This window comes from Amycolatopsis sp. M39 (assembly GCF_001651785.1).
GTDB classification, from domain to species: domain Bacteria; phylum Actinomycetota; class Actinomycetes; order Mycobacteriales; family Pseudonocardiaceae; genus Amycolatopsis; species Amycolatopsis rubida.
On record NZ_LWSF01000005.1, the window covers coordinates 335,597 to 358,782 of the forward strand.

The window sequence follows — 23,186 nt, forward strand, 5'->3', positions numbered from 1 at the left end:
AGAGGTTCAGCTGGATCTGCGGGGTGGATTGGCGCTCCAGGCATGCCACGAGCGCGTTGCGCGAGATCACCGCCCGCGTAAGGACTTCCGGCAGAGACGTGAGCATCAGGCGGTAGTCGGGGAAGTCGTCGGTCAGCGTGCGGCAGGTTCGTACGGCGTCGCCTTGGAAGCAGATCTCGTCGGCGCGGAGGCTCAGGTGCAGTTCGTGCTGACGGCGCGTCCACGACATTGCTAGCCGCAGGTCGTCGGCGTCTACGGTCGCGGTCCAGGTGGACGAGCTTGGTTCGGCTGGGACCAGCGTGCGGGTCGAGAGGCGGTACCGGTCGGTGGCGGTGAGCACGATCGCCTCAGGGGAGACCTCCAGGTGCACGCCATTCAGCACGGGGAGGTCCTGCGTCGTCGCGGTCAGCACCTGCTCGGCGGCGGCGGTGAAGACCGGGCCGGTGAGCCGGACCGGCGGTGCCGGTGCCGCGGAGCCTAGTGCGGCCTTCACCGCCGCAGCGGTTTCCCGGGCCCGCTGTACCTGAGATACCAACCCGGCGACGTGGTCATCGACGATCCGCGAAGCTTCGGCTGGGCCGGCGGCCAGGGCCGCGCTGACCCGTTCCAGTGGCAGGCCGATCTCTCGCAACTGCCGGACGAGCAGGGCGGCCGAGATCTGGCCGGGGGAGTAATAGCGGTAGCCGGATTCCTCGTCGACCCGGATCGGTCGCACGAGGCCGGAATCGGCGTAGAAGCGCAGCGCGCTGGCGGTGAGGCCGCAGCGGCGGGCGAACGCTCCGATGGTCAGCAGGTCGGGCACTTGCCCATCATCAGGCTTCAAGCGGCTTGAAGGTCAACCCGCGCCACTGTGCCCACGGGATTGTGCTAGTACAGACGAATGAGTGACCCGATCGAGGAGGCGGCGCTGTCCGGTGGGACGGCCGCCGAGATCGCGCTGTCGGTCGAGGGAGCCATCTCCGCCGGACGGCTCGCGGCCGGCGCGCGGCTGCCCACCGTGCGCGAACTCGCCGCGCGGCTCGCGGTGAGCCCGGCGACCGTCAACGCCGCCTACCGGACACTGCGCAACCGCGGTCTGGTCGCGGCCGCTGGCCGCGCGGGGACTCGTGTGCTGGAACGAACCGCGCCGACGAACCGGGCGCTCGGCGCACCGGTCGGGCCGGGCGTGCGGGACCTTGCCGACGGCAACCCCGACCCCGCGCTGCTCCCGCAGTTGCGGCCCGCGCTCGCCAAGCTGTCCGGAAGGCAGTGGCTCTACGGCGAATCTGGCGCTCTGCCGGCGCTCCTGGACTGGTTCCGGGTCGATTTCGAACGCGACGGTCTCGCTGCCGAGCACCTCGCGGTCGCTGGCGGCGCGATGGACGCCATCGAGCGGGTGCTGCAAGCGCACCTGTGGCCCGGTGATGCGGTGATCGTCGAGGACCCGGCCTTCGGCGGCGTCTTGGACCTCGTGTCCGCGCTGGGACTGCGCCCGGTCGCGGTGCCGGTCGACGACGACGGCCTGCGCGCCGACCTCCTGCGACGCGCGCTCGAACAGCGTCCGGCGGCGTGTGTTCTCACGCCGCGAGCGCAGAACCCGACCGGTGCCGCGCTCAGCCCGCAGCGTGCTGCCGAACTGCGGAAAGCGTTCCAGCACCGCGAAAACGTCCTGCTGATCGAGGACGACCACGCTGCCGCCGTCGCTGGCACGGAACCGGAAACCGTGGGCGGGAAGGGGGAGTTCCGGCACTGGGCGGTGATCCGGTCGGTGACCAAGTATCTCGGCCCGGACCTGCGGCTGAGCGTCGTGAGCGGCGACCAGCTCACCGTGGACCGGGTGCTCCGGCGACAGCAGGTCGGGGCGGGCTGGGCAAGCCGTCTTCTCCAGGAGCTGGCCGTGACCCTTCTCCTCGACCCGGCGACGCCCAAGCTGCTCGCCACGGCCCGCGAGACTTACCGCGAACGGCGGCGCGTCCTCGCGGATGCGTTGGGACGACGGGGAATCGCGCTGTCCGGCCGGTCCGGTTTCAACGGCTGGATCCCGACGCCTGCCGAGGGCGCGGTGGCGCAGGCGCTCCTCGCGCGAGGCTGGGCAGTGCGGACCGGGGAGGCGTTCCGGACCAACGTTCCGCCGGGCCTGCGGGTGACCTTCGCGAACCTGTCACCTGCGGAAGCGGAGGACTTCGCGGCGACGCTGCACTCGATTCTGCAGGGCGACGGGCGCGGCTACCCGGCCTGAGCGCTCGCTTGCCCGGCGACCAGCCAGCACAGACAGAAGGGGTGTCCGGCCGGGAAGTCGTCCCCGGACGGGTTTCCTTCGGCCTGCTTCAGCCCGGTGGCACCGAGCGCCATGACCTGGTGGCGGGCTTCGGCGAAGTCCTCGACCCCAGGTCGGGGTGCACCTGCTGCCAGGCCGGCCCGTCCGGCCACTCCGGCGGGACGTGGGCGGGGGCGAGCTGCGGCGCGCCGTCCACGGTGACCAGATGCCAATCGCTGCTCGCCTCCAGCTGGCCGCCGAGCATGCTGGCCCAGAACGCGCTCTCCGCGGCGGGATCCGCCGCGGCAAAGGCGACGACCTGGTACTTCACCCGCGGCCAGGCGCCACATCGCGCTCAGACCCGGTCCAGAAGCTCTCGCAGCCGCGCGATGTCCTCGGTTCGCGTACGCCAGCTGATCACGCACATCCGCACCGCCGGCCGTCCCGCGACGCGGACCGGGCTCACCCACGCGGAGCCGGTGGCGTTGACCCGATCCGCGAGATCGCTGTGCCACCGCCAGGATTCCGCCGGATCGGCCGGTGCGTCCGCACGCGTCGCGCACACGATCGGCAGCGGCGTGTCGTTGAGGGCGAGCCAACCCGCGCCAGTGAGCTGGTCCCGCAAAACCTGCCCGAGCGCCGCGTCGTGCTCGATCTGGTCGCGGTAACCGGAAATCCCGTACGCCAGCAAGCTCAGCCACAGCTTCAGCCCGGTGAACCGCCGCGACCACTGAGCGCTCGTCGTGTACGGATCGGCGGTGTCGTCCACCCGGCCCGGCATGTACGAGGTCGACACGGTGAACGACGAACTCAGCTCGGCCCGGTCGCGGGTGAAGAACATTCCCGCGCCCATCGGCACCGACAGCCATTTGTGCGCGTCGACGGTGATCGTGTCCGCGCGTTCGATCCCGGTCAGGACGCCGCGCAGCCGATCCGACAGGCAGACGGCTCCGCCCCAGGCGGCGTCCACATGGAACCGCAGCCCGGCTTCGTGCGCGAGATGGGCGATGCGCGGCAACGGGTCGATCATTCCCGCCCCGGTGGTCCCGGCCGTGGCGACGACGAGAAACGGCGCTTTGCCGTCCCGCCGGTCTTCGGCGAGCAAGGCTTCGAGCGCGGCGACGTCCATCCGGCCGCTCGCCTCGGAAGGCACCAGACGGCACGCGTCGCGGCCGAGCCCGGTCGCGTGGGCGATTTTCAGCCAGGCCAGGTGGGAATCCGCACCGGCGTAGAACACCGGCGCGGCGTCGAGGGCGCGCAGGCCGCCGGTGCTGTACTCGGGAAACGCGCGGGTGAGCGCGGTCAGCACCGCGGTCGCGTTGGCCTCCGCGCCGCCGCTGGTGAAGTGACCGCCCGCGCTGGCCGGCAGGCCGAGCCGTCCGGAAAACAGATCGATGCACCGCTGTTCCGCCTCGACCGCGAACGGTGCGTGACTCCACGCGGCGAGCTGCGGGTTCACCGCCGCGGTGATGAGGTCTCCGGCGACGCCAGCCCAGGTCGCGGCCGGGTTGAACAGCCCGAAATACCCCGGGTGGTCGGTGTGCACGGTCCAGCGATCGAGCGCGGCGAGCACCTCCGGGACGGCCTGGGCCAGGTCTTCCGGCTTCTCCAGCGGATACCTCCCGAGCCAGGCGCGGATCTCCGCCGCGTCAGCGGTCGCCGGGCTCGCCGGGCGTTCCGGCCGCGTGCGCCACCCCTCGACCAGCTGATCCACTACACCGTGCAGCAGCTTTGCCGCCGATTCCGCGTCCGTCGCGACCCCGCCGCGGTCCTGCCCGTCCGCCATCAGCTACTCCCAGATTGTGCTAGTACATAACTTGTTTTGTGCTAGGTTGAGGCGAGGCTAGGTGGGTCCGAGCGGGGCCGCAAGAAAGCAATTCCGGCCAGTCCTGGCCCGATTCGTGCGCTAGGCCAGAGCGAGCGCGTCGTCGATCGTGGCGTCCAGGAACGCGAGGGTGTCGCGCCGCCGCGCCAAGGGATTTCGGTAGCTGCGACGCCCTTCCGCGCCTCCGGTGCGCAAACTCAAGCTCTCCGCGACGATGCGCTGCCATCGCGCGTCGAATTCCCGTGCCGCATTATCGCCCCGCACCGCATTTGGACGTCAGTTCCCCGGTCGCCACCAGATGGTGCAGGCGGCTTACCCCGAGCACCGCCCACACCGGGAACAACGGGCTCATCCCGAGCGCGAGCGACAGCGCCCCGGTGCGCCGGTTCTTCTCCCACCACGGCCGCCAGTAGCTGCTCAGGTTGTCGACAGTGAACGCGCGCAAGGCATCCTGATCCGCCTAAACGTCCACATCGGACGGTTCCGGGCCGCGCACCGCGATCCCGCGGGTGGCGAGTTCGCAGAACGTCACCGGGTTGAGGCCGTCCCGGCCCGCCGCGGCGAACCGGCTTTCCTGCGCGCACGGAACGTCCGGACAGTCGTCGGGCCCGGCGGCGAGGTCGGCCCAGGTGAGCACGGAGCCGTCGAAACGCGGCTTCGGAAACCGGGCGACGGTGGTGGCATGAGCCTGCGCCAGCGCGGATATCCCACCCGGACCCGGACGCCGCTCGGCGACCGCGACGAAATCGATGTCGCTGGCCGTGCTCAGCCGTCCGCGCCCGGCGCCGCGGGCGTGGAAGTCGCCGAAGCAGACCGAGCCGACCAGGTAGAAACCGGTCAGCAGCCCGGGTTCGGCTCGGTCCACTGTGGACAGGAACAGCGCGGTGCTTCGGCGGGCTTCCTCGGGTGTCTCACTCGGCACGCCTGCCACGTTACCGAGCTACGCGAGTTCGGCGGCGGCCTTCGCCAGGTCGTCGACGCTGCCGGCCATGACCGTGCGGACGCGCTTCGTGAGGTGGTCCAGCGGCCAGTCCCACCACGCGATCGCCAGCAGCCGCTCGACATCCTCGTCGCGGTAGCGGCGGCGGATCAGCTTGGCCGGATCGCCGCCGGCGATGCCGTAGTCCGGCACGTCGTCGACCACGACCGCCCCGGACGCGACGATCGCGCCGTGCCCGATGCGGACCCCCCGGCATGACCATCGTCCGGTAGCCGAGCCAGACGTCGTTGCCCAGCACCGTGTCGCCGCGGCCGGGCAGGCCGGTGATGACGTCGAAGTGCCCGGCCCAGTCGCCGCCCATGATCGGGAACGGGACCGTCGACGGCCCGTCCATCCGGTGGTTCGCGCCGTTCATGATGAACCGCACGCCCTCGCCGAGCGCGCAGTACTTGCCGATCACGAGCTTCTCCGGCCCGTAGTGGTACAGCACGGTGCGGGTCTCGAAGGCGGTCGGCTCGTCCGGGTCGTCGTAATAGGAGAACTCGCCGACGTCGATCAGCGGCGAGGTGACCAGTGGTTTCAGCAGCACCACTCGCGGCTGTCCGGGCATCGGGTGCAGGACGTTCGGGCCGGGGAAATGGGCGCTCTCCTCGCGGTGTCGGGTTCGGCGGCGGTTCCCGGCAGGGTGCCGGTCGCTTCCTTGGCATCGGCGGGTGGCGGGGTGCTGTGGTGTTGGCTGCGGGGTGACGGGGTGCTGTGGCGTTGGCGTGGCGGGGTGACGGGCTCGGCGGCGGGTGGCGGGGTGCTGTGGTGTTGGCTGCGGGGTGACAGGCTCAGCGGCGGGCGGCGGCGGACCCGAAACCCAGCCAGGTGTGCCGGTTGCCCCACCAGCACCACCCGACCTTGGGGGCGTTGCGGCGCTCGCTGCCGTCGCGGCCGGTGCCGTTGCTGATCCACAGCGCCGGCGTGCGGGCGTCGAACTTGCCGTTCTCCTTGCGCAGCCGGGAGCCGATGGTCATGAAGCAATGATTGCGTTCGAGTGCCGACGGCTGCTGCAGCACCCAGTGAATCCCCTCGGTGAGCAGCAGCGGACTGCGCCCGGCCTTGGTGATCGCGGGCAGGGCTTCCTCGGGGCTCCAGTTCGCCATCTCGTCGCCGCGGTCGATTCCGGTGACGAGGTACAGCGGCGCGCCGGGCAGGTCGACGTCGCGCGGTGCGAACTGGTCGACGTCGGGCATGTCGGTGACGACGAACCCGGCCTTTCCTTCACGGCGGAGCAGCGGCGGGAGCGCCGACGCGGGTGCCCGGTCCGGGTGGACCGCCAGCAGCGCGCCGTCCGCGGCACTGTGCTCGGCGGCGAAAGCACGCAGGTCATCGGCGGAAAGCTGGGCGATCTCGGGCACTTCCAGCGTGATGAGGCGCTCCGCCTGGTCCGCGAGCGACGGAAGGGCAGCGATCGACAAATGGTTCTCCTTCGGGTTATATTTACCTCGGTAGTAAAAGTATGCCGAGGTTATAGACGGGTGTCAAGGTAAATTTACGTCGGAGGTAAGTTTTTGAGGGATGTGGGCCTGCGGGAAGCCAAGAAGCAGGAGACGCGCCGGCTGATCTCCGGCCACGCGACGCGGCTGTTCCTGGAACAGGGCTTCGAGGAGACGACGATCGCCGAGGTCGCGGCGGCCGCGCGGGTCGCGAAGAAGACGGTCACCAACTACTTCGCCCGCAAGGAGGACCTGGCCCTCGACCATCAGGACGAGTTCGTCGCGACCCTGGCGGCCGCGGTGTCGTCGCGCGAACCGGGGGAGTCGGCGCTCGCGGCGTTGCGGCGGGCGTTCGAGGCGGCGGTCGCGGCGAAGGACCCGGTCGCCGGGTTCGCCGGGCTGGAGTTCAGCCGGATGATCGCCGAGAGCCCCACGTTGTCCGCGTGCCTGCGCGGTCTGCACGAACAGCGGGAACGGGCGTTGGCGCAGGCACTGGCGGACGCGGTGGGCAGCCCCCGATCGGACATCACCGTCCGGACGGCGGCCGCGGTGCTGGGGGCGGTGCACCACAGCCTGTTCCAGCGGATCGAGGAGCTGACGCTGGCCGGACGGCCCGTCGACGAGGTCGCGGAGACGGTCGCGGCGGAGGCGGCGCGGGCGTTCGACCTGCTGGAACCTTCCCTTGGGGGCTACGCGGTGGCATAACTGAGGTCCGTCCGGAGAAATTTCCCCGTGCTGTCGATCCGAGCGCACCCCGATCGTCGCTTGAGTGAGACGACCGGAACGACAGCACAGAGGAGACAGAAATGAGTGCCGGACGACGCGAATGGCTGGGCCTGGCGGTGCTGGCCCTGCCGACCGTGCTGTTGTCGCTGGACATGAGCGTGCTGCACCTCGCGGTTCCGCACCTCGCCGCGGATCTGCGGCCCTCAGCCACGCAATTGCTGTGGATCATCGACATCTACGGCTTCATGATCGCCGGGTTCCTCGTCACGATGGGCACCCTCGGCGACCGGATCGGCAGGCGCAAGCTGCTGATGATCGGCGGCGGCGCGTTCGGGCTCGCGTCGGTCGCGGCGGCGTTCTCGACCAGTCCGGAGATGCTGATCGCCGCGCGGGCGGTGCTCGGGATCGCCGGGGCGACGCTCATGCCCTCGACGCTCGCGCTGATCAGCACCATGTTCCATCATCCCAAGCAGCGCGGCACCGCGCTCGCGGTGTGGATGAGCTGTTTCATGGGCGGCATGGTGGCCGGCCCGGTCGCGGGCGGGTTCCTGCTGGAGCATTTCCGCTGGGGTTCGGTGTTCCTGATGGGCGTGCCGGTGATGGTCCTGCTGTTCGCGACCGCGCCGAAACTGCTGCCCGAATACCGCGACGCCGACGCCGGACGCCTCGACCTCGCCAGCGTCGCCCTCTCGCTCGCCGCGATCCTGCCGGTCATCTACGCGCTCAAGGAAATCGCCAAGAACGGCTTGTCCCTGACCGAAATCCTCGTGCTCGCCGCGGGGCTCGCGATCGGCGCGGTATTCGTCCGGCGGCAGCGGCGGCTCGAGCATCCGCTGCTCGATCTGCGGCTGTTCCGGGTGCGCGCGTTCAGCGCGGCGGTGGCGATCACGCTGGTCGGCGCGGTCACCATGGGCGGGGTGTTCATGCTGGTCAGCCAGTATCTGCAGATGGTCGCCGGACTGAGCGCGGCCGGCGCGGGGCTGCTGCTGGTCCCGCAGGCGCTCGCGGTCGTCGCCGGCTCGATGATCGCGCCGCGGCTGGCGCGCCGGATCCGGCCGGAATTCGTGCTGGGCTTCGGCATGCTGGTCGCGGCGGGCGGAATCCTGTTGTTCACGCTCGCCGGCGCGTCCGGCGGCGTGGCTTTCGTGGTGCTGGGCATGTCGATCGCCAGCTTCGGCATGGGGCCGCAGGGCGTGCTGTGCACCGAAATGGTGGTCGGCTCGGTCCCGCCGCGGCGGGCCGGCGCGGCTTCGGCGATGTCGGAGACCAGCGCGGAATTCGGGATCGCCATGGGGATCGCGGTGTTCGGCAGCGTCGCGACGGCGGTGTACCGCGACCGGATCGCGGTCCCGTCCCCCGTGCCCGCGGCGGCCGCCGCCCAGGCGACCGACAGCATGGCCGGTGCGATGGAGGCGGCGGCGACGCTGCCCGGCGCGACTGGCGAGCAGTTGCTGGCCACGGCGCGGGACGCGTTCAGCTCGGGACTGCACACGGTCGCCGGGATCGGTGCGGCGATCGTGGTGGTGTTCGCGGTGGCAGGGATGGTCGCGCTGCGGCGTGCCCCGGCGGCGGCGAAGACGGCGGAACCGGTGCCGGTCGCGTCCTGACCTGGTGTGCGGTCAGGGTTTCCCCGGGACACGACGGCGGGCCGGTGTTCCAGCCGAGCGTTCAGCCCGGCCGGAGCACCGGCCCGCCGTCGTGAATCAGGGTTTCCGCGCGACCCCGACCGCCACGATCCGCTGCGCGATCGTCGGCTCGTCCAGCAGCGGGCCGTCCGGCCACCATTCGATCACCGGCACGACCTCGGCCGGCCTGTTCGGCCCGCTCGGAATCAGCTCCAAGCCGTGGAACAGGTCCTTGATCTCGGCGCGGGTGCGGGAGGAGATGTCCTTCATCGATCCGTTGTGGACCGATTCGATGATGCTCTGCACCGTTTCGGCGTCCTCGGAGCCGTCGTGGGCGTCGAGCAGGTGCGAGATCGCGACGTACGATCCGGACGGGAGCCGGTCGATGAACTCCTTCGTCACCTTCCCCGCAAGCTCGCGGTCGCCGGTCTGGTGGTGCAGGGCGAGCAGGAACAGCACCGCGATCGGCTGGNGGAGCTCGCGGTCGCCGGTCTGGTGGTGCAGGGCGAGCAGGAACAGCACCGCGATCGGCTGGTTCCAGTCGAGGTGCTCGTCGACCGTCGGGTGGTCGAGAATGCTGGGCGGGTCGAAGAAATCCGCCTGGATGTACTCGGTGAACTCGTTCTCGTCGAGCAGCGCGCGTCCGTGGCTGGCGACTACCGGATCGTAGTCGACGTAGACGACCTTCGCGGCCGGATCCGCGCGCTGGACGATCTGGTGCACGTTCTCCGCGGTGGGCATGCCGGAACCGCAGTCGATGTACTGGCGGACGCCCGCGTGGTAGGCGAGGAACCGGCAGATCCGGGTCAGCAGGTGCCGGTTGACCCGCGCGGTTTCCGCGATGTCCGGCATTACCCGGGAGACTTCCTCGGCGACCCTGCGGTCGATCTCGTAATTGTCTTTCCCGCCCAGCAGATAGTCGTAGACGCGAGCGACGCTCGACTCGTTCGGGTTGACCCCCGGCGGTGCGTTGACTGCGTCGGTCACGACGCGTACCTCCCGCGTATTGACACGGTGATAGATGCCGCACCGAGAGTAGCGGACTTCGGGGAAGCCGCGAAACCGGTGTCGTCCCGATGCCGGGCGCGGCTCTCGCAGTCCGCTGACCAGCGGCGAGTTCGCACTCAGGTCCACTCGGCACACGACATGACCGTGAATCCGCGGCTGGGGAACACCTTGTCGAGCAGGACGTCGTTGACGGCCTGGTCGCTGTCGGCGCATCCGTCGCGCAGCACGGTCACCTGGTAGCCGCGGTCCGCCGCGTCGTAGCACGTCGCGGTGACCATCGCGCTGGTCGCCACCCCGGCGACCGCGACGTGGCGGATGCCCCGGGCACGCAGCACCAGGTCGAGATCCGTTCCGGCGAACGCGCTCGCCCGGCGCTTCAGGACGACGACATCCTCTTCGGCGACCGGCAAGGTCAGTTCGGTGCCCGGCGAACCTTCGTGGAAAGCGTCTCCGGCGTCGAAGAAAGAGCGGTACAGCGCGCCGCCGGGAAGGTCGGTTCCGTTGTCCCGCATGGCGAAACGCACGAATACGACGAGCGTGCCGGTTTCGCGGGCGCGGGGCAGCAGTTCGGTGAGCGGCGGCACGACCTGGCGGGCGAATGGATAGCCGTCGGTGATGCCCCGCTGGATGTCGCCGACGATCAGTGCGGTGGTCATGAGATTTCCCCCTTGTGCGCAGTAGCCGCTAGTTAACCCGCAGGCGATCAGGTGTCGAAGGCGAGCACCGCGCCGAGCAGTTCCTCCGGGGTTTCGACCTGCGGCAAATGTCCGGTACGGGGAAGCACGGTGAATGTCGCGCCCGGGATCGCGGCGGCGTAGGCCTCGCCGTAGCGCGGGTCGGCGATGCGGTCGCTCTCGCCCCACAGGACGTGGATCGGAATGTCCGCTTTGCCCAGTCGTTCGGCCAGTGTCGGGTCGGTCATCGCCGGGCCGGTGTACCCCACCAGTGCGACGACATCCGGGCTCGGGCCGGTGCGGCCGGCGGGCGGGACGGGGGCCTTCGCCGGGTCGTGGAACGAGAACTGCTGGATTTCGGCGACGGTTTTGCCGCGGACGTCGGCCAGCGGATGCCCGGCGACCTCGATGCCGATGCCGTCGACGACCACGGCGCGGCTGACGCGCGGGCTGTGCAGCAGGGCGATTTCCGCGGCCAGCCAGCCGCCGAAGGAGTTGCCGACCACGGTGACGTCCGAGACGTCGAGATGGTCCAGCAGTGCGATGTACGCCTTGGCCAGTGCGGTGACGTCGGTGAGCCCGGCGGCTTTCGGCGTTCCGTTGAAGCCGGGGTGGGTGGGCAGCAGGACTCGCGAGCGGGTGCGTTCAGCCAGCAGGTCGGCGAAACCGGCCATGGTCGCGACGCCGCCTCCGCCGTGCAGCAGCAGGAACGTCCGGGTGCGGTCGTGGTCTTGGACGGTGATCTCGGCCGGTCCGGCCGAGGGGAGCCGGAGCGTCGGGGAGGAAGTCATATCAGGAACCTTATATAAGTAAGCTGATATAAGCAACCTGTTCCGCGGCCGGGTAGGCTCCCCGGCCATGAGGTACCGCCACGCCGACGTCGCCCTGGCCGTCAAGCGCCTGCAGCACCGCCATCACCGCGCGCTGAGCCAGGCGCTGCAGCCGCTCGGGCTGTCGCTCGTGCAGTGGGACACCTTGCGGCACTTGGGCAATCACCCGGATGCCTCGCTGCACGACCTCGCTGTGCTGACCTTCCAGACCGACCAGTCCTTCGGCACGCTGGCCGCGCGCATGGTCGACCGCGGCCTGATCGAGCGGGTGCCCGGGCCGGGCCGGGCGGTGCGGCACCGGCTCACGGAGAAGGGCGCGGAGCTGCGAGCGGCGGGGCAGGAACTCGCGGACGTCGTGGTGAAGGCGTCGTTCAGCCGGCTTTCGGCGGCTCAGCTCAACGAGCTCGGTGCGTTGCTGGAGGTCGCGCTGGAGGAGGATCCGGCGTAACCGGTCAGCCGGGCGGCGAGGGCGCGCATCCGGTCGAGGAGCGCGTCCGGCCGCTCGATGACGAACGGCCGGTCGAGTGCGGCGAGCCGCGGCGGGATCCAGTCGAGGTGCTCGGCCCGGATTCGCGCGCGGACCCACGGGCCGTCGGCTTCCAGTACGGCGATGGACGGCGGGAACACCGCGCGGATTTCTTCCGCGGTCGCCTGGATCCGCACCGCGACCTCGTGCCGGTGCGGTGCTTCGGCGATGCCGGTCAGCACTTGGCGGGCGGGGTCGAAACCCGTTGGCGCGCTGAAGGTTCCGTCCTGCGGTTCGGCCCGCTCGATCCGGTCGACGCGGAATGTGCGCACCTGACCGGCGCTTGAGTCGAAGCCGGTGAGATACCAGCGGCCGGAATGCGCCACGACACCGTACGGCTCGACGACGCGTTCGCTGCTTCGGCCGTGAGCCGCGGTGTAGGCGAGTTTGACCGGTCGCTGGTCGCGGGCCGCCTCGGCGACCGCGAGGAGCACCTCTGCCTCCGCGGTGAGCGAGGGACGGGCGGGCGTGGTGAAGTCGGCAACCTCCAGCAAGGCGTCGAGCCGGCGGCCGAGCGCCTCGGGCAGCACCCGGCGGACCTTCGCGACCGCGCTTTCCGCGGCCGCGACCGACGTGGTGACCAGTCCGGCGCGGCGTCCCGCGACCAGCCCGAGCAGGACTGCGAGCGCCTCCTCGTCGGTGAGCATCAGCGGCGGCATCCGGTAACCGGGGGCGAGCCGGTACCCGCCGTGGCGACCGCGCACGGAACGGACCGGGATGTCCAGGTCGAGCAGGTGCTCGACGTACCGGCGGACGGTGCGTTCGTCCACGTCGAGCCGCCCGGCGAGTTCGGCGACGGTCCGGGTGCCGCCGCCCTGGAGGATCTCCAGCAACGCGAGCACGCGGGCGATCGGCCGGGTCATGCGGAGAATTCTCGCAATACCGGGCGGATCCTGTCCACTATTGCTTCTAGCGTGGCCACTGAGCAACCAGAGAGGAATGTGGCCGTGCAGTTGACTTCTGTCCGCATCATCACCGGTGACGTCGACCGTCTGACGTCGTTTTACGAGCAGGTGACCGGTCTCGTGGCGAGCCGTCCGGCGGAGCAGTTCGCCGAGTTCGCCGGCGCGACGGCGACGCTGGCGATCGGCAGCGCCGAAACGATGGCGTTGTTCAGCGCGGGTGCGGCGGTGCCGGAGGAGAACCGGACCGTCATCCTGGAGTTCCTGGTCGAGGACGTCGACCGGGAGTTCGCGCGGCTCCGGCCGCTGCTCGCCGAGGTCGTGCAGGAGCCGGCGACGATGCCATGGGGCAATCGTTCGCTGCTGTTCCGAGACCCGGACGGCAACCTGGTCAACCTGTTCGCGCCGCAGACCGAGGAGGCCCGCGCCCGGCTCGCCCGGTGACGGGGAAACACCTCGCCGGACCGCCCGCCGATCGGCCAGGATCGCCGCATGACACGTGCGCTTCTGCTGGACCGGTTCCGCTGGGCGGAGTGTCGTGAGGGGAACCCTGCGGGAATCGGAGTCAATGAGGGTTCCCCTCACGACACGTCGAGGAGTTAGGCCAGGACGCCGCGGATGTACCGAAGGTCGCCCATGCGCAGATCGTCGTCCTGAAGCGGCGGCAGCCCGTTGGCCGCGAGCAGCTCCCGGACCGTGCTTCCCCGCACCGTCCAGCCGAGCCCGCTCAGGTACGGAGCCGCCTCGTTGCGCTCGCCGAAGTAGCGCAGCCGCGTCATGTCGGTGTGGAAACCCTCGCCCCGCCATTGTTCGGAGATGCGGTCGAGGCGTTCCTTCGTCTTGTCCTCGTCGCCGGGACGCGGGTTGGGCCGGTTTTCGGTGGCGACCCGGCTTCCCGGCGCGCTGAGTTCGGTGATGGTGTCCAGCAAGCGATCTTGCGCTTCGGGCGGCAGGTATCCGAGCAGGCCTTCGGCGCTCCACGCGGTCGGCTGGGCCGGGTCGAAACCGGCGGCGCGCAGGGCGGCAGGCCAGTCGTCGCGCAGGTCGACGGCGACCGGTCGCCGGTCGACGGTGGGCTCGGCGCCAAGACCGGCCAGCGTGCGGGCCTTGAACTCGACCACCGGTTCCTGGTCGATCTCGTACACGACGGTTCCGTCCGGCCAGGGCAGCCGGTAGGAACGGGAGTCCAGTCCGGACGCCAGGAGCACCGCCTGTGCGATGCCCGCGGCGGACGCGTCGAGGAAGAATTCGTCGTAGAACTTGCCGCGGATCTTGGCCGCGTCGATCCAGATCCGCCCGACCAGCGTGCCTGACCCGGTCTCGCCGGACGCCAGTTTGGCGAGCAGGTCGACGCCGACTGCCCGGACGAGCGGTTCGGCGAACCGGTCGGAGAACAGCGTGCTGTCCTCGCGGGTGGCGATCGCCCGCGCCGCCGCGGCCATCGTCGCGGTCGCTCCGACGCTGGAGGCCAGGTCCCAGGTGTCTCCGTCGTGCCGGGAAGAAGTCATTGGCCGGAACCTAATCCGATCCCGACACCGTGTCGCACAGTCCGCCCCGTTTCTTCCGGCGCCGCGTCGGAGCGCCCGGCCCGGCGCGCTGCGTAGCGTGCTGGGCATGACGGCTGCCGCGCGGTTGCTGGAAACCTTGGCGCAGTGGGGAATCGAGCACGTTTTCTGCTGCCCCGGCACCAGCGAGATACCAGTGCTCGACGCGCTTGCCGCCCGGCGAGGCGGACCCGAGTTCGTGCTGACCACCCACGAGGCGATCTCGGTGTCGATGGCCGACGGCTACGCGCGTGCCTCCGGCCGGATCGGGGTCGCCTACCTGCACACGAACGTCGGGGTCGCGAACGGCTTGGCGCATCTGTACGCGGCTCAGGTCGCGCGCAGCAGCGTCGCGATTCTCGCGGGGATCAAGGGAACGGCGACGCTCCCGCACCGCGCGTTGACGACTTCGCCGCGTTTGCTCGAAACGGCCGCGCCGTACGTGGGTCATGCCTGGCAGAACCTCCGCGCCGAGGACCTGCTGGAGGATGTCAGCCGGACGCTGTGGCATACCACGGTGATCCCGGAGCAACCGGCGATTCTGACGATCCCGCAAGACCATCTGGCCGCCGAACCCGGTGTGGCGCCTCCGGTCCGCTGGGGCGCGCGGCAGGGCCCGGCCGCGGAGGCGGTCCGGCACGCGAGCGCATTGCTCGATGCGGCGCGACGGCCGGTGCTCGTCGCGGGGTCGGACGTCGCCCGGCGCGGGGCCGAGACGGACTTGGCGCGGTTGGCTGAGCGGCTCGGCGCGCCGGTGTTCGTGGAGTCCCGGCGCGACCTCGAACGATGGTCCTTCCGCACGGATCATCCGCTGTACGCCGGATTGTTCGAGCCGCGCGCGCCGATGCTGGCGGAAGCGGACCTGCTGGTGCTGGCGGGCATGCCGACCCCGCTGGAGTTCTCGGCCGAGGTAGCGGCGCTGCCGTCCGGCGTCCCGATCCTGCATCTCTCGGAAGACGCGGCCGAGCCTGGCCGTCGGTATGTCCCAGCCGGCGCGGTGGTCGGCGATACCGTGGCGGCGCTGCGCGGAGTGGCCGAAGGAGTCCGCGCGCCTTCGCGGGGCGAATGGCCTGCCCGGGTGCTCAAGAACAGCGCGGACCGGCACGCTCGTTGGGCGGCGGAAGTGCCGTTGGACGGGGAATTCAGTGCTGCGGTGGCGATGCGCACTCTCGCCGACGTCATTGGCGGGGAACGGCTGCTGGTCCTCGACGCGGTGACTTCGACGTTGCCGTTGCTGCGGTTTCTCCAGCGCACGCGGGCGGATTCGTTATTCGCGACCGCGAGCGGCTCGCTGGGCTGGGGAATGGGCGCCGCGGCCGGTGTGGCCATGGCGCGACGCGAGCGCGTGCTCGCGGTGGTCGGCGACGGCGTGGTCCAGTTCGGCGTGCCCGCGTTCTGGACCGTGGCGCGCTACCGGCTGCCGGTGACCTATCTCGTGGTGAACAACGGGAAGTACCAAGCCGTGGTCGCCGGGATGCGGAAAAGCGGAGGCGAGCGAGGGGAGTATCCGCTCACCGACATCAGCGGCGTGGAGATCGCCGCGCTGGCGACGGCGTTCGGCATCAAGGCGGTGACGGTCGACGGAGTCGCCGGTTTGCGGGCCGCGCTCGCCGAGGACCCGGGGCCGGAGGACGGGCCCCGGTTGATCGAGGTCCGGGTGAACGACCAGCTGTGGCAGTAGTTTCCGACACCGTGTCCAGTCGCGGGCGCGGGATTTGCGTCGCCGGGGCGATGAAGCGAGGGCTCGCGCCGGCCTAGCATCGCGGAGATCTCCGCACCCGCACCAGGATTGGCAGGCGACGCACATGGCCCGGTGGGATCTCAGCGAGGCAGACGGGCGGATCTGCTCTGGCGGCTGGCGTGCCGGAGGGGGCGGCACACAACCGGTTGTCTCGCCGGGCGACGGCGGGAAAGTCGGCCTGGCCGGCCTCGCCGATCAGCACGATGTCGAGCGGGCCGGGGCACGTGCCGCGCAAGCGCAGGCCGAGTGGAGCCGTGCGTCGTACCGCGAGCGGGCCGGCGTCCTCACCCGGGCCGCGGACGCGTTGCGCGACATCCGCGCCGACGTCGAGGACGTGCTCGTGCGCGAAAGCGGTTCGCTGCCGGCAAAAGCGAAGCACGAGGTCGACAAGGCGATCGACGAACTGATCGCCGCGGCCGGGCTGGTCACGATGTCGCAGGGCGATCTGCTCCCGGTCGAAGACCCGGCGACGCTGGGGTTGGCCCGGCGGATCCCGGTCGGCGTCGTCGGGGTGATCGCGCCCTGGAACGCACCGTTGATGCTCGCCATGCGTTCGGTCGCCCCGGCGCTCGCGCTGGGCAACGCGGTGCTGGTCAAGCCGGACGTGAAGACCGCGTTCTCCGGCGGCGCGGTGCTCGCGCACATCTTCGGACAAGCCGGTCTGCCCGAAGGCGTGCTGCACGTACTGCCCGGCGGTGCGGCGACCGGTGAGGCTGTGGTGCGTTCGCCGCACACGAACGCGATCTCGTTCACCGGCTCGTCCGCCGCGGGCCGCCGGGTCGGCGAAATCGCGGGCGGCCTGCTCAAACGGGTGGTGCTCGAACTCGGCGGCAACAACGCGTTCATCGTACTGGCAGACGCGGATCTCGACCGCGCCGCCGCCGGTGGCGCCGGCGGAACTTTCCGGCACCAAGGCCAGATCTGCATGGCGACCGGACGGCATCTCGTGCACGAAAGCATCGCCGGCGAATACGTCGCGCGGCTCAAAGCGGCGGCGGAGAAACTGCGGCTCGGCGATCCGAAGGCACCCGGGACGACGCTCGGCCCGCTGATCACGACCGCGCAGGCCGAGCGGGTGCACGGCATCGTCGAAGCCGCGGTCGCCGACGGCGCGCGGGTCGTGCACGGGGCCACGCACGACGGCGCGTTCTACCAGCCGACCGTGCTCGACGGCGTAACAGCGGACAACGCGGCTTTCCGGAGCGAGATCTTCGGCCCGGTCGCTCCGGTAACCCGGTTCTCGACCGAAGAAGAAGCACTCGAACTCGCCAACGCGACCGAATACGGCCTGTCCGCCGCGATCCACAGCCGCGACGTCGCGCGCGCTCTCGGGTTCGCTTCCCGGTTGCGGGCCGGGATGGTCGCTCTCAACGGCCAGACCATCTACGACGCCGCGCACATCCCGATGGGCGGCCTCGGCGCGTCCGGCAACGGCGGACGGCACGGCGGGCACTGGAATCTGGACGAGTTCACCTGCTGGCAATGGGTGACGGTCCCGACGATCCGGTGATCCGGTCGTGCGCGGTTCCGACACCGCGTCGGACTTTCCTACACGGTGTCGGACGCCCTCGGCGGAGATTCCCGCAGCGGACCGATTCCCCGGCGCGGCGATTTCCGTAGCTTCGAATCGTCGCCCGGTGCGGGCCCGTCACAGCCAAAGGAGTCGGAGTACATGGACATTTCCGGTGCCACCGGGGCGCTCACCGGCGAGCAGTACAAAAAGAGCCTGAACGACGGCCGCGAGGTCTGGCTCGATGGCGAGCGCATCGGGAACGTCGCCGAGCACCCGGCGCTCAAGCCGACCGTCGACGAGTTCGCCCGGCTGCTCGACCTGCGGTTCGCCACCCCCGAGGGGCGGGCGGCGACCCTGTTCAAGTCCGCGGAGACCGGCAACGAGGTCAGCTACGCGTTTTCGCTGCCGAAGACTCCGGAGGAATTGCGCGCCAAATTCGGCGCGTCGGAATGGTGGATGCGGGAAAGCCTCGGACAGCTCGGCCGTTCGCCCGACTTCATGTCGAATGTCGCCGCCGGACTCGCCGATTACGCCGGCGAACTCGACCAGAACCGCGAAGGTTTCGGCCAGAACGCCCGGGATTACCGCCGGTTCGCGATGGAGCACGACCTCGTCCTGACCCACGCCCTCGGCGACCCGCAGATCGACCGCAGCGCCAGCCCGCTCGACGACCCGGACCTCGCCCTGCGCGTCGTGGCGGAACGCGAGGACGGCGTAATCCTGCGCGGTGCGAAGCAACTCGCCACCCTCGCGCCGTTCTCCCACGAGGTGCTGGTGTACCTCAACGGCGTCACCGCGGCGCGCGGGGCGGAAGACTTCGTCATCTGGTTCGCGTTGCCGATGAACACGCCGGGCCTGAAGATCCTGCTGCGCGAACCGCTCGGCGCGGCCGGCAGCGGGCACTCGCACCCGCTCGGCAACCGGTACGACGAGCAGGACGCGATGCTGTTCTTCGACGACGTTTTCCTGCCGCGCGAACGCATCTTCCTGCTCGGCGACTCCCTGCGCGCGCTCAAGGGCCTCGGCCGGATCAACGTCTGGAGCCTGCAGAGCACGCACATCCGCTTCCTCGCCCGGATGAAGTTCTTCACCTCGGTCGCGAAGAAGCTCGCGCACTCCATCGGCGTGGACACCTTCCGCGGCATCCAGGAACAGCTGGGCGAACTCATCTCCTACGTCCAGACGCTCGAACTGGCGATCAAGGGCGCCGAGGCCGACGCCGTCGTGACGCCGGGCGGGCACCTCGCCCCGGGCAACACCAACGGCGTCGGCTTCTGGTCGGCCGACATCTCCGCGCGGATGGTGCAGATCCTGCGTCAGGTCGCCGCGTCCGGCCTCATCATGCAGCCGACCGAAGCCGACCTGGCGAACCCGGAACTGCGCCCGTTCCTCGACCTTTACATGCGCGGCCACGACATCGGCGCGGCGGAGAAGGCGCGGCTGTTCCGGCTCGGCTGGGAACTCGCCGGTTCGAGTTTCGGGATGCGCCAGGAACTTTACGAGTACCTGCACCGCGGCGATCCCGGCGCGGGCCGCACCCGGCTGCTGCGCTTCTACGACACGTCGGCGACGGACGCACGCGTCGACGAACTCATCAGCAAGCCGCTCGGCTGAGACGCAAGGAGTATCCCGTGATCATCGACGTCCACGGCCACATGTCCGCGCCGGACGCCTACTACGCCTGGAAAGCCTCGCTGCTCTCGCACCGCGGCGCGCACGGCGGCAAACCCCCGGCCATCAGCGACGACGCGCTCGCCGCCGCGTATCACCACCCGCACCCGAGCTTCGGCGACATCTCCCATCTCGCGCACCTCGACGGCGCCGGGATCGACCTGCAGATGATCTCGCCCCGCCCGTTCCAGATGATGCACAGCGAACGGCCTGCCAAGCTGGTGCAGTGGTTCACCGAGGAAACCAACAACCTCATCCACCGCGCGACCGAGCTGTTCCCCGGCCGGTTCAAGGGCGTCGCCGGACTCCCGCAGAGCCCGGATCTGACCCCTCGGGACTGGACCGCGGAGCTGCGCCGCGCAGTGACCGAACTCGGCTTCGTCGGCGCGATGCTCAACACCGATCCGTACGAGGGCATGGAAACCCCGCTCGCGCTCGGGGACCGGTATTGGTACCCGGTGTACGAGGTGCTGTGCGAACTCGACGTGCCGGTGCTGCTGCACGCGGCCGGGTGCAAGCCGCCCGCGCGCGAGCCGTACAGCCTGCACTTCATCCAGGAAGAAACCGTCGCGGTGTGGAGCCTCGTGAACTCCAGCGTGCTGAAGGACTTCCCAGCTCTCAAGGTGATCGTCTCGCACGGTGGCGGCGCGATTCCGTACCAGGTGGGCCGTTTCCTGCCGTCGGTGGTGCGCACCGGAGTGTCCTATCTGGACAAACTGCGCCTGCTGCACTTCGACTCGTGCCTGTACACCCAGGACAGCCTGGAACTGCTGATGAAAGTCGTCGGCACCGACCGGGTGCTGTTCGGCTCGGAGAAACCGGGCACCGGCTCGCAGCTCGACCCGGAGACCGGCCGCTGGTTCGACGACATCCACCTGCTCATCGACGACATCGCCTGGCTCGGCGAAAAGGAGCGCGCCGACGTCCTTGAGAACAACGCCCGCGCGCTCTTCCAGCTCTGAGAGGGGAAGGTCATGACCGAGATCGTCGCCGGGATCGGCACCTCGCACGGACCGCAGCTGAAAGCGCCACCGCCGCACGCCTGGGACACCAGGGGGACCGCGGACCGCGCCAGCACCGGGCTGAAGTTCCGCGGCGGGACCTACAGCTACGAGGAACTGCGCGAGCTGCGGGAGGACTTCTCGAACGAGATCACTCCCGAGGTGATGGCGCGTCGCTGGGAGAGTTGCCAGCGGTCGATGGACCGGCTCGCAAGCTTCATTCGCACCCAGGACGTTGACGTCCTCGTCATCGTTTCCAGCGATCACAAGGAAACCTACGGTGACGAATGGCTCGCCCCGTTCTCGGTGTTCTGGGGCGACGAGGTCGCGCACGTGCCGTTCACCCGGGCGCAGCTCGACGCGATGGCCCCCGGCCTGGCCGAGGCCGCGACCGGCGACGTCCCGGACCGCACGATCATGCGGCCCACGCACCGCGCGCTCGGCAAGCACATCATCCAGTCCACCCAAGCCGAGGACTTCGACACCGGAGCCACCGAGGTCGTCCCGGCCGGGCGGTACGAGAACCACACCATCCCGCACGGCTTCGGGTTCATCTACCAGCGATTCCTCGGCCAGGAGTCGATGCTGCCGATGGTGCCGATCTTCATCAACACCTTCTGGGAGCCGAATCCGCCGGGAGCCAAACGCTGCTACGAGTTCGGACGCGCGGCCGGCCGGGCGATCCGGTCCTTCCCCGGCGACCTGCGCGTCGGCGTCGTCGCTTCGGGCGGGCTCAGCCACTTCGTGATCGACGAGAAGCTGGACCAGGAGTTCCTCCAGGCGCTGCGGGACCACGACGCCGACTACCTTTCAAGCGTCCCGGCCGCCGAGATGCGGTCCGGAGCCTCGGAGCTGCGCAACTGGATCGCGGTCGCCGGGATCGCCGAGGAGGCCGGTCTCGCCGTGACCAGCGTCGACTACGAGCCGTGCTACCGGACGGAAGCCGGTACCGGCAATGCGATGGGTTTCCTTGCCTGGGAACGGAAGTGAGCATGTCTCCCGAAAAGATCATCTCCGCGCTGCGCGGGCTCGACAGCTGTGCGGTTTCCGACGCACTGGACACGCTTGGCCTGCCGGGCGCGGTCACCGCGTTGAAGCCGATGTGGCCCGTCGGCACCGTCGTCGCCGGCCGCGTGCGCACGGTCACCGCCGCACCCAAAGCGACTGCCGGACCGGCGACGCACATCGCCACTCCGCTGGTCGCGATCGCCGAGCCGGACGACGTCGTGGTGATCGACAACCACGGCCGCACGGACGTCTCCTGCTGGGGTGGCCTGCTCGCTGAGGCCGCGGTCCGGCGTGGCGTGGCTGGCGTCATCGTGGACGGTGCCTGCCGCGACGTCCAGGAGAGCGAAGCGCTTAAGTTCCCGGTCTTCGCGTGCACGGCCGTTCCGGTCAGCGCGCGAGGCCGCATCGTGCAAGCAGCGATGGACGAGCGGATCCAGATCGCTGGTGTCTCAGTGGCCCCGCGAGACTTTGTGCTCGCGGACGTCAACGGCGTCGTCTTTGTCGCGGCTGGCGAGGCGGAGCGCGTTGTCGGGCTCGCGCGGCGAATCGCCGAGCGGGAAGCCCGGATGGCGGAGGCGGTCCGGTCCGGCCGTGACGTGCAGGAGGTCATGCACGATTCCCAATTCCCCGCAGTCACCGTGGAGCCGCGCTGATGTCTCTCCTTGACCGGTTCGCCGGGCTCGGCACCGCGACGGTCTCCGACGCCCTCGACAAGCTCAAGCGTCCGGGCAGCCTGCTCGGCCTCGCCCCGCTCGCGAACGGACAGCGCATGGCCGGCCGCGCGTTCACCGTGCGCTATGTCAGCGCACAGGTCCCGGCGGGCACCGTCGGCGATTTCATCGACCAGGTCGAACCGGGCCAGGTGATCGTGCTCGACAACGACGGCCGGGTCGACTGCACGGTGTGGGGCGACATCCTGACCGCCGTAGCGCACCAGCGCGGGATCTCCGGCACGGTCATCGAAGGCGTCTGCCGCGACACGCATCGCGCGCTGTCCATCGGCTATCCGATCTACAGCCGCGGTCGCTTCATGCGCACCGGCAAGGACCGGGTCGAGGTAGCCGAGGAACGCGGGCCGGTGACCATCGGCGGCGTGACGGTCCGCCACGGGGACATTCTCCTCGGCGACTCGGACGGGGTCGTGGCGATCCCGCAGGATTGCGAGGACGACGTGCTGGAGGTCGCGGAGATGATCCAGACGCGCGAAGAGGCGATCCTCACCGCCGCGCTCGGCGGCGCGACGATCGCCGAAGCCCGTGCGAAGTACGGCTACCACGATCTGCAGCGGGCGGACGCATGACCACGTTGGCTGAAGACACCGAGGAACTGCTGACGCTCGGCACGGCAACGCTGTACGAGGCTTCCGGCCTCGACTGCTTCCTGGACCCCGCGTTCCGGCCGGCCTGGGACGGCGCGCAGATGGTCGGCCGTGCGGTGCCGGTGTCGGCGCAGATCGGCGACAACCTAGCGCTGCACCACGGCATCGAAGCCGCTGGGCCGGGTGACGTGCTCGTGGTCGACGCCGGTGGCGCGCCGTTCGGGTACTGGGGCGAGGTGATGGCGGTCGCGGCGCAGGCACGCGGTCTCACCGGACTGGTGATCGACGGCGGCGTCCGCGACACCCAGCAGCTCGCCTCGCTCGGGTTCCCGGCGTTCAGCACGGCGATCTCGATCCGCGGCACGGTCAAGAGCTGGCCGGGAACCGTCGGCCGCCCGATCACCTTGCGCGGCCGGGTGGTGCGCCGCGGCGACCTCGTCGTGGCCGACCGGGACGGGATCGTCGTGTTCCCGGCGGACGAGTACGGCCGGGTGCTGGCCGCGTCCCGGGCCCGGGCGGAGAAGGAAGCGGCCTATCTGGACCGTCTTCGTTCCGGGGAGACCACGTTGGACGTCTACGACTTCCGTCAGCTCGGCGTTCCGGACGAGGCGAGGTGA

At 70.1% G+C, this 23,186-nt stretch carries 23 protein-coding genes and 2 pseudogenes; 13 read left to right on the forward strand and 12 right to left on the reverse strand.

Translation table 11 applies throughout. The features are described 5' to 3' along the window. Nucleotides 1-802 (reverse strand): annotated as a pseudogene (locus tag A4R44_RS52355) (MerR family transcriptional regulator); the annotation flags it as partial. A 78-nt stretch (nucleotides 803-880) separates the two neighbouring features. Between A4R44_RS52355 and A4R44_RS16025 the strand changes: the two are divergent. After that, nucleotides 881-2,218: an aminotransferase class I/II-fold pyridoxal phosphate-dependent enzyme gene (locus tag A4R44_RS16025; protein WP_067580759.1), complete on the forward strand. Its 1,338-nt coding sequence runs from the start codon at nucleotides 881-883 to the stop codon at nucleotides 2,216-2,218. A gap of 88 nt (nucleotides 2,219-2,306) precedes the next feature. Here A4R44_RS16025 and A4R44_RS16030 read toward each other — a convergent pair whose 3' ends face one another. From A4R44_RS16030 to A4R44_RS16050, 6 genes and pseudogenes are all read right to left on the reverse strand, one after another. Beyond that, a complete protein-coding gene (locus A4R44_RS16030) occupies nucleotides 2,307-2,567 on the reverse strand; it encodes a VOC family protein (protein WP_232791627.1) in 261 nt (86 codons plus the stop codon). Between the two features lie 24 nt (nucleotides 2,568-2,591). Beyond that, nucleotides 2,592-4,022: an aminotransferase class V-fold PLP-dependent enzyme gene (locus A4R44_RS16035; protein ID WP_067580762.1), complete on the reverse strand. Its 1,431-nt coding sequence runs from the start codon at nucleotides 4,020-4,022 to the stop codon at nucleotides 2,592-2,594. Nucleotides 4,023-4,311: 289 nt separating this feature from the next. Then, entirely contained in the window at nucleotides 4,312-4,506 is a 195-nt protein-coding gene (locus A4R44_RS45685; protein ID WP_093572873.1) for a hypothetical protein, read from the reverse strand. A gap of 15 nt (nucleotides 4,507-4,521) precedes the next feature. Then, on the reverse strand, nucleotides 4,522-4,983 hold the full coding sequence (locus tag A4R44_RS45690; protein WP_157904883.1) for a hypothetical protein: 462 nt from the start codon (nucleotides 4,981-4,983) through the stop codon (nucleotides 4,522-4,524). A gap of 18 nt (nucleotides 4,984-5,001) precedes the next feature. Further along, nucleotides 5,002-5,611, reverse strand: a pseudogene (locus A4R44_RS16045) (CatB-related O-acetyltransferase). Between the two features lie 223 nt (nucleotides 5,612-5,834). Further along, the gene (locus A4R44_RS16050) at nucleotides 5,835-6,464 is read right to left on the reverse strand and encodes a DUF5701 family protein (protein WP_067580764.1); all 630 of its coding nucleotides are present in this window, start codon (nucleotides 6,462-6,464) and stop codon (nucleotides 5,835-5,837) included. 93 nt (nucleotides 6,465-6,557) lie between these two features. Here A4R44_RS16050 and A4R44_RS16055 point away from each other — a divergent pair, with 93 nt between their 5' ends. Both A4R44_RS16055 and A4R44_RS16060 read left to right on the forward strand, forming a co-directional pair. Next, a complete protein-coding gene (locus tag A4R44_RS16055) occupies nucleotides 6,558-7,187 on the forward strand; it encodes a TetR/AcrR family transcriptional regulator (RefSeq protein WP_067580766.1) in 630 nt (209 codons plus the stop codon). 101 nt (nucleotides 7,188-7,288) lie between these two features. Then, on the forward strand, nucleotides 7,289-8,815 hold the full coding sequence (locus tag A4R44_RS16060; RefSeq protein ID WP_067580769.1) for an MFS transporter: 1,527 nt from the start codon (nucleotides 7,289-7,291) through the stop codon (nucleotides 8,813-8,815). Between the two features lie 96 nt (nucleotides 8,816-8,911). Here the strand turns inward: A4R44_RS16060 and A4R44_RS16065 are convergent, their stop codons facing one another. The 3 genes from A4R44_RS16065 to A4R44_RS16075 all read right to left on the reverse strand — a co-directional run bounded on the left by A4R44_RS16065 (nucleotide 8,912) and on the right by A4R44_RS16075 (nucleotide 11,306). After that, nucleotides 8,912-9,820 (reverse strand): SAM-dependent methyltransferase, encoded by a 909-nt coding sequence (locus tag A4R44_RS16065; RefSeq protein ID WP_067580771.1) that lies wholly within the window; start codon nucleotides 9,818-9,820, stop codon nucleotides 8,912-8,914. Between the two features lie 137 nt (nucleotides 9,821-9,957). After that, a complete protein-coding gene (locus A4R44_RS16070) occupies nucleotides 9,958-10,497 on the reverse strand; it encodes a cysteine hydrolase family protein (protein WP_067580773.1) in 540 nt (179 codons plus the stop codon). 47 nt (nucleotides 10,498-10,544) lie between these two features. After that, nucleotides 10,545-11,306 carry an alpha/beta fold hydrolase gene (locus A4R44_RS16075; RefSeq protein ID WP_067580775.1) on the reverse strand — a complete coding sequence of 254 codons (762 nt, stop codon included), beginning with the start codon at nucleotides 11,304-11,306 and terminating at the stop codon, nucleotides 10,545-10,547. A gap of 67 nt (nucleotides 11,307-11,373) precedes the next feature. Between A4R44_RS16075 and A4R44_RS16080 the strand changes: the two genes are divergently transcribed. Then, on the forward strand, nucleotides 11,374-11,793 hold the full coding sequence (locus A4R44_RS16080) for a MarR family winged helix-turn-helix transcriptional regulator (protein WP_067580778.1): 420 nt from the start codon (nucleotides 11,374-11,376) through the stop codon (nucleotides 11,791-11,793). Here the strand turns inward: A4R44_RS16080 and A4R44_RS16085 are convergent. Then, a complete protein-coding gene (locus tag A4R44_RS16085; RefSeq protein ID WP_067580780.1) occupies nucleotides 11,736-12,734 on the reverse strand; it encodes a YafY family protein in 999 nt (332 codons plus the stop codon). The genes A4R44_RS16080 and A4R44_RS16085 overlap by 58 nt on opposite strands. A gap of 84 nt (nucleotides 12,735-12,818) precedes the next feature. Between A4R44_RS16085 and A4R44_RS16090 the strand changes: the two genes are divergently transcribed. Further along, the gene (locus tag A4R44_RS16090) at nucleotides 12,819-13,217 is read left to right on the forward strand and encodes a VOC family protein (protein ID WP_067580782.1); all 399 of its coding nucleotides are present in this window, start codon (nucleotides 12,819-12,821) and stop codon (nucleotides 13,215-13,217) included. A gap of 155 nt (nucleotides 13,218-13,372) precedes the next feature. Here the strand turns inward: A4R44_RS16090 and A4R44_RS16095 are convergent, their stop codons facing one another. After that, entirely contained in the window at nucleotides 13,373-14,281 is a 909-nt protein-coding gene (locus A4R44_RS16095) for an SAM-dependent methyltransferase (RefSeq protein WP_067580785.1), read from the reverse strand. 106 nt (nucleotides 14,282-14,387) lie between these two features. Here A4R44_RS16095 and A4R44_RS16100 point away from each other — a divergent pair, with 106 nt between their 5' ends. From A4R44_RS16100 to A4R44_RS16135, 8 genes are all read left to right on the forward strand, one after another. Next, complete coding sequence (locus A4R44_RS16100) at nucleotides 14,388-15,998, forward strand: thiamine pyrophosphate-binding protein (RefSeq protein ID WP_067580787.1); 1,611 nt, start codon at nucleotides 14,388-14,390, stop codon at nucleotides 15,996-15,998. 124 nt (nucleotides 15,999-16,122) lie between these two features. Beyond that, the gene (locus A4R44_RS16105; protein ID WP_067580789.1) at nucleotides 16,123-17,568 is read left to right on the forward strand and encodes an aldehyde dehydrogenase family protein; all 1,446 of its coding nucleotides are present in this window, start codon (nucleotides 16,123-16,125) and stop codon (nucleotides 17,566-17,568) included. A 162-nt stretch (nucleotides 17,569-17,730) separates the two neighbouring features. Then, on the forward strand, nucleotides 17,731-19,185 hold the full coding sequence (locus tag A4R44_RS16110; RefSeq protein WP_067580791.1) for a 4-hydroxyphenylacetate 3-hydroxylase family protein: 1,455 nt from the start codon (nucleotides 17,731-17,733) through the stop codon (nucleotides 19,183-19,185). Between the two features lie 17 nt (nucleotides 19,186-19,202). After that, nucleotides 19,203-20,204 (forward strand): amidohydrolase family protein, encoded by a 1,002-nt coding sequence (locus tag A4R44_RS16115; protein ID WP_067580793.1) that lies wholly within the window; start codon nucleotides 19,203-19,205, stop codon nucleotides 20,202-20,204. Nucleotides 20,205-20,216: 12 nt separating this feature from the next. Further along, nucleotides 20,217-21,233 (forward strand): hypothetical protein, encoded by a 1,017-nt coding sequence (locus A4R44_RS16120; protein WP_067580795.1) that lies wholly within the window; start codon nucleotides 20,217-20,219, stop codon nucleotides 21,231-21,233. 2 nt (nucleotides 21,234-21,235) lie between these two features. Further along, the gene (locus A4R44_RS16125; protein ID WP_067580797.1) at nucleotides 21,236-21,904 is read left to right on the forward strand and encodes an RraA family protein; all 669 of its coding nucleotides are present in this window, start codon (nucleotides 21,236-21,238) and stop codon (nucleotides 21,902-21,904) included. After that, a complete protein-coding gene (locus tag A4R44_RS16130; protein ID WP_067580800.1) occupies nucleotides 21,904-22,551 on the forward strand; it encodes an RraA family protein in 648 nt (215 codons plus the stop codon). Before A4R44_RS16125 ends, A4R44_RS16130 begins: the two co-directional genes overlap by 1 nt. Continuing rightward, nucleotides 22,548-23,186: a 4-carboxy-4-hydroxy-2-oxoadipate aldolase/oxaloacetate decarboxylase gene (locus tag A4R44_RS16135; protein ID WP_067580801.1), complete on the forward strand. Its 639-nt coding sequence runs from the start codon at nucleotides 22,548-22,550 to the stop codon at nucleotides 23,184-23,186. The genes A4R44_RS16130 and A4R44_RS16135 overlap by 4 nt, the downstream gene beginning before the upstream one ends.

Excerpts from the sequence above, each read along its gene's own strand:
- A4R44_RS16110 (WP_067580791.1), top strand. The coding sequence starts at position 17,731 with ATGGACATTTCCGGTGCCACCGGGGCGCTCACCGGCGAGCAGTACAAA.
- A4R44_RS16080 (WP_067580778.1), top strand. The coding sequence starts at position 11,374 with ATGAGGTACCGCCACGCCGACGTCGCCCTGGCCGTCAAGCGCCTGCAG.
- A4R44_RS16025 (WP_067580759.1), top strand. The coding sequence starts at position 881 with ATGAGTGACCCGATCGAGGAGGCGGCGCTGTCCGGTGGGACGGCCGCC.
- A4R44_RS16070 (WP_067580773.1), bottom strand. The coding sequence starts at position 10,497 with ATGACCACCGCACTGATCGTCGGCGACATCCAGCGGGGCATCACCGAC.
- A4R44_RS16035 (WP_067580762.1), bottom strand. The coding sequence starts at position 4,022 with ATGGCGGACGGGCAGGACCGCGGCGGGGTCGCGACGGACGCGGAATCG.
- A4R44_RS16060 (WP_067580769.1), top strand. The coding sequence starts at position 7,289 with ATGAGTGCCGGACGACGCGAATGGCTGGGCCTGGCGGTGCTGGCCCTG.
- A4R44_RS16135 (WP_067580801.1), top strand. The coding sequence starts at position 22,548 with ATGACCACGTTGGCTGAAGACACCGAGGAACTGCTGACGCTCGGCACG.
- A4R44_RS16130 (WP_067580800.1), top strand. The coding sequence starts at position 21,904 with ATGTCTCTCCTTGACCGGTTCGCCGGGCTCGGCACCGCGACGGTCTCC.
- A4R44_RS16075 (WP_067580775.1), bottom strand. The coding sequence starts at position 11,306 with ATGACTTCCTCCCCGACGCTCCGGCTCCCCTCGGCCGGACCGGCCGAG.
- A4R44_RS16105 (WP_067580789.1), top strand. The coding sequence starts at position 16,123 with ATGGCCCGGTGGGATCTCAGCGAGGCAGACGGGCGGATCTGCTCTGGC.
- A4R44_RS16085 (WP_067580780.1), bottom strand. The coding sequence starts at position 12,734 with ATGACCCGGCCGATCGCCCGCGTGCTCGCGTTGCTGGAGATCCTCCAG.
- A4R44_RS16120 (WP_067580795.1), top strand. The coding sequence starts at position 20,217 with ATGACCGAGATCGTCGCCGGGATCGGCACCTCGCACGGACCGCAGCTG.
- A4R44_RS16125 (WP_067580797.1), top strand. The coding sequence starts at position 21,236 with ATGTCTCCCGAAAAGATCATCTCCGCGCTGCGCGGGCTCGACAGCTGT.
- A4R44_RS16095 (WP_067580785.1), bottom strand. The coding sequence starts at position 14,281 with ATGACTTCTTCCCGGCACGACGGAGACACCTGGGACCTGGCCTCCAGC.
- A4R44_RS16100 (WP_067580787.1), top strand. The coding sequence starts at position 14,388 with ATGACGGCTGCCGCGCGGTTGCTGGAAACCTTGGCGCAGTGGGGAATC.